The sequence below is a fragment of the Hyalangium sp. genome (genome assembly GCF_045802625.1).
In the GTDB taxonomy this organism is placed as follows: Bacteria; Myxococcota; Myxococcia; order Myxococcales; family Myxococcaceae; genus Hyalangium.
Genome location: NZ_JBJMQP010000161.1, coordinates 1 through 8,690 on the forward strand (window position 1 = coordinate 1; position 8,690 = coordinate 8,690).

At 62.2% G+C, this 8,690-nt stretch carries 8 protein-coding genes; 4 read left to right on the forward strand and 4 right to left on the reverse strand.

Annotated features, from left to right (window positions below; genetic code table 11):
- From ACJ8AT_RS29685 to ACJ8AT_RS29695, 3 genes are all read right to left on the reverse strand, one after another.
- The coding region (locus ACJ8AT_RS29685; RefSeq protein WP_407741297.1) for an NAD-dependent epimerase/dehydratase family protein at positions 1-303 on the reverse strand (303 nt) is incomplete at its 3' end.
- A 104-nt stretch (positions 304-407) separates the two neighbouring features.
- Positions 408-2,096 (reverse strand): choice-of-anchor A family protein, encoded by a 1,689-nt coding sequence (locus ACJ8AT_RS29690; RefSeq protein WP_407741298.1) that lies wholly within the window; start codon positions 2,094-2,096, stop codon positions 408-410.
- Positions 2,097-2,177: 81 nt separating this feature from the next.
- Positions 2,178-3,551: a hemolysin family protein gene (locus tag ACJ8AT_RS29695; protein ID WP_407741299.1), complete on the reverse strand. Its 1,374-nt coding sequence runs from the start codon at positions 3,549-3,551 to the stop codon at positions 2,178-2,180.
- Between the two features lie 54 nt (positions 3,552-3,605).
- Between ACJ8AT_RS29695 and ACJ8AT_RS29700 the strand changes: the two genes are divergently transcribed.
- The 4 genes from ACJ8AT_RS29700 to ACJ8AT_RS29715 are packed head-to-tail and all read left to right on the forward strand — an operon-like array spanning position 3,606 to position 8,066.
- Entirely contained in the window at positions 3,606-4,412 is an 807-nt protein-coding gene (locus ACJ8AT_RS29700; protein WP_407741300.1) for a pilus assembly protein N-terminal domain-containing protein, read from the forward strand.
- A 44-nt stretch (positions 4,413-4,456) separates the two neighbouring features.
- Positions 4,457-6,625, forward strand: a complete 2,169-nt coding sequence (locus tag ACJ8AT_RS29705; protein WP_407741301.1) for an AAA family ATPase — start codon at positions 4,457-4,459, stop codon at positions 6,623-6,625.
- A complete protein-coding gene (locus ACJ8AT_RS29710; RefSeq protein ID WP_407741302.1) occupies positions 6,622-7,509 on the forward strand; it encodes a hypothetical protein in 888 nt (295 codons plus the stop codon). Before ACJ8AT_RS29705 ends, ACJ8AT_RS29710 begins: the two co-directional genes overlap by 4 nt.
- 17 nt (positions 7,510-7,526) lie before the next feature.
- Positions 7,527-8,066, forward strand: coding sequence for a class I SAM-dependent methyltransferase (locus tag ACJ8AT_RS29715; RefSeq protein ID WP_407741303.1), 540 nt, complete (start codon positions 7,527-7,529; stop codon positions 8,064-8,066).
- Positions 8,067-8,068: 2 nt separating this feature from the next.
- Here ACJ8AT_RS29715 and ACJ8AT_RS29720 read toward each other — a convergent pair.
- The coding region (locus tag ACJ8AT_RS29720; protein WP_407741304.1) for an SdiA-regulated domain-containing protein at positions 8,069-8,690 on the reverse strand (622 nt) is incomplete at its 5' end.

Below are 8,690 nucleotides of genomic sequence, written 5' to 3' on the forward strand. Positions count from 1 at the left end.
CCGGGCCAGCGGCTGCGCCGCCGCCAGCGTGAAGTCGTACGTCACGTGGTGATAGTCCGCCTCCGTCATCCCCGCCGAGGAGACGCCGAGGCAGAACAGGCACGCGTCATAGCCGGAGAGCTCGCCCTCGACGGCGGAGAAGTCCAGGAAGTTCTTGTGCACCAGCTCGCGCAGCTTCGCGTGCTGCTGCCCCGTCGGGCCGCGCACGATCGCCAGAACACTCTCCACGTTGGAGTCGAGCAGGCATTCCCGCAGGACACCCTGCCCGACCATGCCCGTTGCCCCAAAGAGAATCACCTTCATGACGTAGCCCTCCGTCCAGCGCTGGTACGGGGGCCACTCTAGCCTCCAATTGCGCTAACTCGGCGGCAGAGACGCTCTGGCGCCGGCTGGTCTACGGTGGGGCGCTACGGGACGACGTTCGGCGACGGCGCCTGGCAGACGGGGATGTCGCGGTCCTGCAGCGCGTTGATGTGGCCCTCGGCGTTGCCCGAGAACGCGCCGGCGTAGATGCCGCCATCGAAGCTCCCGTCCGTGAAGTTGAGCTGCGCGTAGGGAGCCAGCACCGTGCCCCAGAAGCCGTAGCCATGAGCGTCGATGGTGGTGGCATCCACGAAGTTGTACAGCACCCCGTGCTGATCGATGCCGCCGCTGAACGAGTGGCCGAAGCCAGTGAACGTGGCCGAGGCGCCGTGGATGTTGACCACGGCCAGCGAGCCGGCCGGCGCGTCGATGGACAGCAGCGCGGCGCCGGTGAAGGCGCTGGCATCCACCAGGAAGACGTTTACCTGCGGATCCGTCCCGCTCAGCATGACGCCGCCCCAGGACTCGAGCGTCGTCGTGCCGTTGGTGGGCAGGCCGGCCAGCTGGGTGGACAGGCTGCGCAGCTGGGCGCCGCGGGCGGCGAAGTTGATGGGCGTGCCGGCCGACACGGTGCCCCGGTAGGACGTCACGGACGTGTCGCCGCTGTAGCTGCCCCCGTACCAGGCATCACCCCAGAGCGCGCCGCGCGAGAGGTTCAGGTTGCCGCCCGCCACCAGCGTGTTGGCGATGTCCGTGTCGGGCACGTTCACGCCCACCGAGAAGTCCGTCATGGTGATGTCGCCGCCCGCCGCCACCTTGCCCAGCACGTCGTGGCCGCCGCTGTAGTCCCCGAGCAGGAACAGGTTGTAGTCGCTCAGGTGGACGCTGATGGTGCCCCCCGAGGCCTCGTGGGTGCAGGAGCCATCGGCGCCGTGGCAGGTGTCCGTGGTGCAGGCGTTGCCGTCATCGCAGTCCGCGTCGACGTGGCAGCCGGGATCGCAGATATCGCCGACGCCGTCATGGTCACGGTCCGTCTGATCCGGGTTGGAGACGCAGCGGCAGTTGTCCAGCGTGTCGGGGATGCCGTCGTTGTCGCAGTCGGCGATCTTGTCCGTGTCGAGCAGCGCGTAGTCGAAGGCGAGGTAGGGCTCGTTGGGAGCGATGATGGTGATGACCACCTTGCCGTCCGTCATGGAGGACCAAGGCACGGTGGCGTAGGCGCGCTGGACGAGCCCGTCCTTGTTGCCGCCCTGGAGCGTCAGCGAGGTCACCACTCCGTCCACCCGGATGCTCGCGGGAGAGACGTCGTAGTCGCCGAAGACCAGGTTGATGAAGTGATCCACGCCGTAGTCGATGTCGCCGGGGACGGGGACCGTGAAGGTGAAGGTGAAGGTGACTCCGTCGGAGGCGCCCGCGGGCGTCATCGAGCGGTCGGTGAACTGGGCCCCGTTGGTCGCCGCCTTCTCGGCGGCGGAGCGGAAGTCGAAGTCGTCCCCCCGGTCCACGGCCGTGGCGCCGTCCTTGTTCCAATCGGGCAGGAACTCCCCGGGCTGGATGATGCCGTCGCCGTCCACATCGGCCGGCTGGTTATGCGGGGCCGGGGTGGCGCGGACCAGCCCCGCGGGATGGATGCCGAACCCATCAATGTCTCCGATGAGCTTTCTCACCACGGACGACTTGGAGAGGTTGCGGCCCGCTGTCTCATTCAGCGAACCCTCATTGGAGTCCACCGGCCCACAGGCCGTGAGCGACAGGAAGACCACTGCCAGGGGTGGAGCAAGGAGAGAGCGCATGCCCGGCAGGATACTCCCTCGCTTACTGGTTTTACATGGATTTCAGCTTGGACTTGCCTTGTCGGAGAAGGAGCGCCGGGCTCAGACCTTCGCGGAGGGTGGCGGCTCGGAGCGCCCATCTCCCGACATCGGCTCGGAGCGACCGTCGCCGCGGCCATCCTTGTCCTTGGAGGACGCCCCGGACTTGAGCCGGACCACGCGCACCCGATCGATGCGCGCGCCCTCCTTCGCGGCGACCGTGAACTGGAGGCCGCCGTAGGTGAAGCGCTCGCCCACATCCGGCAGGTGGCCCGCCAGGGACGACAGGAAGCCTCCCAGCGTGTCGAAGTCTCCCTCCGGCAGCTCGAAGCCGAACGTCTGGGTGAACTGCTCCACCTCCAGCGACGCGTCCACCAGGAAGCTGCCGTCGGCCTGCTTCTCCACCTGCTTCTCGTCCACCTCGAACTCGTCGCCAATGTCTCCGACGATCTCGCGGAGGATGTCCTCCAGGGTGACGATCCCCATGAAGCCGCCGTACTCGTCCACCACCACGGCCATGTGGATGCGCTTCTTCTGCATGTCGCGCAGCAGGTCGCCAATGGGCTTCATCCACGGCACGAAGTTGGCCGGGCGGATGATGTCCTGCAGGACGATCAGCTCCGGGTGCTGGAGCAAGGGGATCAAGTCCCGCGCGTGGAGCACGCCGACGATGTGGTCCACGTCGTCGCGGTACACGGGGATGCGCGAGTGGTTCTCCTCGGCCAGCAGACGCAGCACCTCGGTGGGCGGGGTGGACATCTCCACCGTGATGACCTCGGTGCGCGGCACCATCACGTCGCGGCAGCGCTTGTCGGACAGCTCGAAGATGGAGCGGATGAGCTGCGGGGCGCTCTTGTCCACCTCGTTGTTGGCGGCCTGGGCGGCGAGCAGCTTCTCCAGCTCATCCAGGGGCGGGGGCGGAGGCTCGAAGCGCAGCGTGCGGCCGAAGGTGCGCGCCACGAGGTTGAGCACGCCCAGCAGCACGCGCATGGGCGGGTAGAAGAGCCACACCAGGGCGGAGACGAGCCAGGACAGGCGCAGGGCCCAGCGATCGGAGCCAGCGTTGGCCAGGCCGCGCATCGTCACTTCCATGAGGCTGGCCAGCACGCCCACGAAGAGGGCTCCGGCCGTCACCGTGGCCACGGGCAGCCACGCGTCCTCTCCCAGGCGCGTGAAGTCCAGCATCCGCGGGGGAGCCAGGGCGCCAATGGCCGCGGCCAGGAAGCCGCTGAGCACGCTGCCCAGGCGCAGCGCGGTGGCGGTGGCCTCGCGCTCGGTCTTGTGCCGCAGCACCCGCTTGCCGGCTCTGCCGTTGGTGTCCGCCAGCTCCTGGGCACGTAAATCGGACGTGCCGTAGAGGGCGGACTCGGCGGCGGCGACGAGCGCGCGCAGGAAGCAGAGGACCAGACAGGCGACCCAGAGGGCCCAGGTAGGCATGGAGCCTCCTTCTTAACCTGTGCTAGGGGGGCACACCACTTCGTCGGAGGCCCGATGTCCGCACCTGTGCCCTTCAGGGCGGGGCTGGGAGGCGTTCTGCTCGCCACCCTCCTGTTGCTGCCCGTGCCAGCGCTCGCATGGCCGGTGGACCTGGTCTTCTCCCTGGAGAGCGGCACGGACCGCTTCCACAAGCTCACCGCCGTGGACTGGGTGGAGGTGGAAGACCCTTCGGTGGCCACCGTGGAGGTGCTCCCAGGCAGCAACGAGCTGCTCATCACCGGCAAGCGTCCGGGGCGGACGCTCATGCTCCTCTACGCCGAGGGGAAGATGGGTGTCTGGCGTCTGACCGTCACCGCGCCCGGCGCGAAGGCCACACCCGATGCGGCGCCGGAGCAGCTCGCCGCCGCTCGCAAGTCCTGTCCGGGGCTCCAGGTGGCCGAGGGGGCCGAGCGCTCGCTCGTCGTCACCGTGAAGGACTCGGCGTGCCGCAAGGCGCTGCTGGCGCTCTTCCAGACGGATGCCTGGCTGGCGCGAGAGCTGGAGCTCACCTTCGAGCTGCCGATGCTCCAGGAGCAGCTCTCGGGGATGAATTCGGCGCTGAAAGAGCTGGGGTTGGAGGCGCGCTACAGCGGCGCGGGCATCGTGCTCCAGGGAGAGGCCACGCCCGAGGGCCACCGGCGCGCGCTCTGGGAGCTGTTCCGTCAGTCCGTGGGCAGTGTGCCGCTGGAGGACCGCGTGAAGATCAACGCCCCCGAGGCCGCGCCTGATGCGGGCACGGGGCCGGTGGATGCGGGAGCCATTCCCGTGGAGCCGTTGGAGAAGGCGGGGAAGCGGACCAAGCGCGGGACTCCGTCGAAGTAAGAGAGTGTGTTAAAGAGCAGGAGCCTTCGATGGGGATATCAAGCATGCCTGATACGTCAAATTCTGGCCACGAGCAGCACAAGGTTCCGCTAGATCAATTATTCCTGGACCCCAACAACTACCGATTCATCGACAAGCCAGACTACGTTCGAGTACCGCAAGATAAAGTCTTCGATGCTGATGTCCAGCGCCGTACAATGTTGCTTGTCTTGGGCGAACGGCAGTCTGAAGTTCAGGACCTCATCGACAGTTTCAAGAAGAATGGGTGGTTGCCTGTGGATCAGATTCAGGTCCGGGAAATGGGACCGAATCGCTATCTAGTGATAGAGGGCAACCGGCGAGTTGCGACGCTAAAATATCTTAAGTCGCAGTACGAGAACAGTGCCGCCGATCTGGGAGCACTGGATTTTCAATTCTTTAATGGCGTCCCAGTTAACCTCTACAAAGAGGCGGATGAAGTTCACCATCTGATCCTTATGGGACTGAAGCACGTCAGCGGTAACAAGAAGTGGTCCTTGCTGAATCAGGCTCAGATGCTAAGAGCGCTGCACGAGGAGCATAAACAATCTGTCGATGATATTGTTAAAGCTCTCGGGATTGGCAAACGGGAGTTTAATCTATCCCAGAACACTTTAGCCTTGAGCGACTTGTATCGCAAAAGTGACTACGGGGACCAGTTTCGTAGTGACCAATACAACCTCTTCAGAGAAATCGTGAAGAGCCCTAGTCTGCGCGATTGGCTGGATTGGGATTATGAGCAGCACAAGGCTGGAAACACCAAGAATCTTGAGCGACTCTTCTCGTGGATTTCGACCGTCGAGGACGAGGGAGAGTACACGGAAGAGGAAGTGGGCACGACCATCAAACGTGACCCAGCCATCACTACTGGTGCCCAGGTTCGTGAACTTGCGAAAATCATAGATGACGAGATTGCACTCAAGAACCTTGAGCAGACGAGGAGTCTTAGTGAGGCGACGCTTTCCAGCGGTAAGGTGATCAAAGATCGTGTCCAAGAGAGCCTGGACAGGATGGAAGCAAATTCACGCACACTTCTCTCGATGAGCGGCCATGCAGATGAAAAAGCGCTGGCTCGTGTTGATGAGATGATTCGCACGCTTCATGGGTTGCAGGTTGCTAAGGGTAAAACTCCTCGTGTGGTGGCAAGTGTGGATGGGTTTGAGCCCTTCAATAAAGTGCGTAAGAAGCATTTGACAGAGTTGAAAGTCAACAGATACAGGGGTTTGTCTGATCTGCATCTTTCGGAGTTGAGGCGAGTCAATATCGTCGCCGGCTTCAATAACGCGGGCAAGACCTCAGTTCTTGAGGCAATATACTTGCTTAGTCAGCAGCATGACGTCGACGCGTTGTTCGATGTTATGAGGCGTCGGGCGCGGTTGACGGAATTACCTCCGCGTTGGGCTTACGAACAGGCTCCATCGGAGACTGACATCACAGGCCGTTTCGACGAGATGGATGCCCGTCTGGGCATCACCTGTGAGCAGGACGATAGTGAGGTGGCGGATACCTCATTTTACATAGGGTCCATCATCATGGAGGCCAAATATGGCAACCAAACTCAGACTTCCCGGACCCATCTATTCGACAAGGAACGAGATCGAGTTACATCCAGGCAAGGACAGCACGCTCTCTGCAAAGCCGTTCTCTCGAGTCCTTTTTCACAGCACGATCCTGCGGTTCTGGCTAGGCTCTACGAAGAGAGTGTAAAGGCAAAGGCCAAGGAGCAGGTGCTTGAATTTCTCCGCCAATCTGTCGACGGTGGGCTTCAGAATATTGAGTTGGCCAATGAATTCAAGCGTTTCCTGGTTACACATCGTGCCCGCGATCAGGCGATGGATTTGAGTAGTTTTGGAGAGGGGATGCAGCGCATTTTTCATATGGGGATGCTGTTCTCATGGGCGCAAGATGGATTGGTGCTCATTGATGAATTTGAGAATGCCATTCACGCAGCGTTGCTGACGGATTTTACGGGTTTTGTGCAGAAACTTGCGCGTCAGTTCAACACACAGGTGTTTTTGACGACACACAGCAAGGAGTGTATTGACGCCTTCGTGTACAATGGCGTGCATATAGAGGACGTGGGCTACTATTCTCTAAAACGTGAAGGGAGCAAGACGCGTTCTGAGTATGTAAGCGCAGAGGAACTGCAGCGAATGCTAGAGGCTGCAGATGTGGATATCCGGAGGCTGCGATGAAGGCGCTCTTTGCTCTTTGCGAGGGGAGTCATGAGGTCGCGCTATTGCAGCGTCTCTTAGTGATAGGGGGATTTGGGACTTATAAGAGAGCTATTAAGGATTATCCCGCGCCGCTGGCGAACTTTCTCAAGGTGAGATTTGGGGCCAGGACAGTCGATGAGAGTGGAATTCGCGAACTTCAAATCGCTGAACCGCCTAGCTTGGCATATGCGGCTACCAAGCCAAACGCTGAAGATCTCCTGTTGATCTTCAAGTTGCAGGGGGAGAATCAGTATGCCAAAGGCAAGGAGTTGATCGCGCAATGGAAGAACGCTATGGGTGCGGGGCGGTTCTTGCCATCAGGTCCCGCCAATCTTCCAAATGTGCGAACGATCGATCGGTGGGATATCTGTTTCCTCATTGATGCGGATGATAAGGGGCCCGAGCGCAAGTTGCAGAGCATTCGCGACAGCTATCGTGACGTTCTCACGGTGCCGGATGGGCTTCAACATGGTGGATGGGCACCGAGAATCAACTCTGGTGAGCCAAGCATTGGATTCTTCTCTATGCGAGCCGAAGGGCAATTAATGGGGACACTTGAGGACATGCTTGTGGGATGGGTGGAGCGATCAGGACACAAGGCGATCTTGAATGCTGCCTACAGTTTTTTACAACAGAATGCCCCCGGTAGTTGTAAATTCTACGGCGGAACTGCTGCTGCTGGAGTGGCGAGTATGGCTAAGCGCCATAAGGCAGCCTTGACCTGCGTGGGCCAATATGACTCGCCCGGAGCCTCTCTTGCCGTATTTCTTGAACAAGGCGGCTTGTTGGATGATGGTCAACTCCTTGCTGAGCCTGCATGCAATACTTTGCTCGCGTTCATGCAAAAGGGAATGGCTCTTTGAACTGGCTGTGATTCTTCGTGTTCCCCCTGCTGCTGTTGGCCCTCCTGCTGGGAGGCATGCTGTCCATCGTCATCTACACGCTGCGGACCGGCATCTCGCCCATGCCGACGCTGGGCAAGGTCCGCCGCCAGCTGCTGCCCCTGATCGAGCCGGAGCTCGAAGGCACGGTCCTGGAGCTCGGCGCGGGGTGGGGCACGCTGGCCTTCGCCCTGGCGGATCGCTGCCCCCAGGCGAAGGTGGTGGCCTTCGAGCTGTCCCCGCTGCCGTTCGCCTTCTGCTGGCTGCGTCAGCGCCTTGCGCCTCGTGCGAACCTCGAGCTGCGGCGGCAGGACTTCTTGCGCGCCTCCTTCTCGGGCGCGTCCGTCGTGGTCTGCTACCTGTTTCCCGGAGCCATGGCGCGGCTGGCGCCCAAGCTGCTCGCGGAGCTGCCACCCGGGGCGTGCGTCCTCAGCCACACCTTCGCGCTTCGAGGCTGGAAGCCCGAGCGGTCGCTCGTGGTCGATGACCTGTACCGCACTCCGATCTACCTCTACACGGTGCCGGCGCAGGCCAGCTGAGCTCACGGATCGACGCGAAGCACGCCGCCCGCATCATCGGCGATGAAGGCCCCCCCGAATCCATCGAGCGCCAGTCCCTCCGCCCGCTCTCCAGGAACGGAGGTCTTGCTCACCAGCTGTCCGTCCCGGGTCAGCTCGTAGACGGAGCCCTGGCCCTTGCCGCCGCTGGACTCGGTGATCAGGAAGTGGCCCGACGCCCGGTCATAGGTGACGTCCGAGGCCTGGTGCTGGACGACGTCCGACAGCTCGAGCACGTCCACCGCCTTGGCCTTGCCGTGCTTCTTGTCGAGCGGCACATCGAGCTTCACCAGCCGGGGCGGTTGCTGATTCACGCAGTAGAACGCGTTCTGCTCGGGCACGTAGCACAGCCCCTCCGCGCTCTTGTTGTGCTCGTTGCCGATGATCCGCTCGCCGTGGAGCTTCGTGTCCACCTCGTACTCCGCCTTCACCTTCAGCGAGTCGGGATCCAGCTCGTAGATGATGGGCGTCTTCTTCTCCTCGAGGGCGAAGAGCCGGCCGTTGGGCCCCACGGTGACGCCCTCGAAGTTGTGGCCATCGACGTTCGCCCGGCGCAGCACCTTGCCTTCGCGGGTGAGCTCCGCCACGTCTCCTTGATCTCCCACC

Excerpts from the sequence above, each read along its gene's own strand:
- ACJ8AT_RS29695 (WP_407741299.1), bottom strand. The coding sequence starts at position 3,551 with ATGCCTACCTGGGCCCTCTGGGTCGCCTGTCTGGTCCTCTGCTTCCTG.
- ACJ8AT_RS29690 (WP_407741298.1), bottom strand. The coding sequence starts at position 2,096 with ATGCGCTCTCTCCTTGCTCCACCCCTGGCAGTGGTCTTCCTGTCGCTC.
- ACJ8AT_RS29700 (WP_407741300.1), top strand. The coding sequence starts at position 3,606 with ATGTCCGCACCTGTGCCCTTCAGGGCGGGGCTGGGAGGCGTTCTGCTC.
- ACJ8AT_RS29710 (WP_407741302.1), top strand. The coding sequence starts at position 6,622 with ATGAAGGCGCTCTTTGCTCTTTGCGAGGGGAGTCATGAGGTCGCGCTA.
- ACJ8AT_RS29705 (WP_407741301.1), top strand. The coding sequence starts at position 4,457 with ATGCCTGATACGTCAAATTCTGGCCACGAGCAGCACAAGGTTCCGCTA.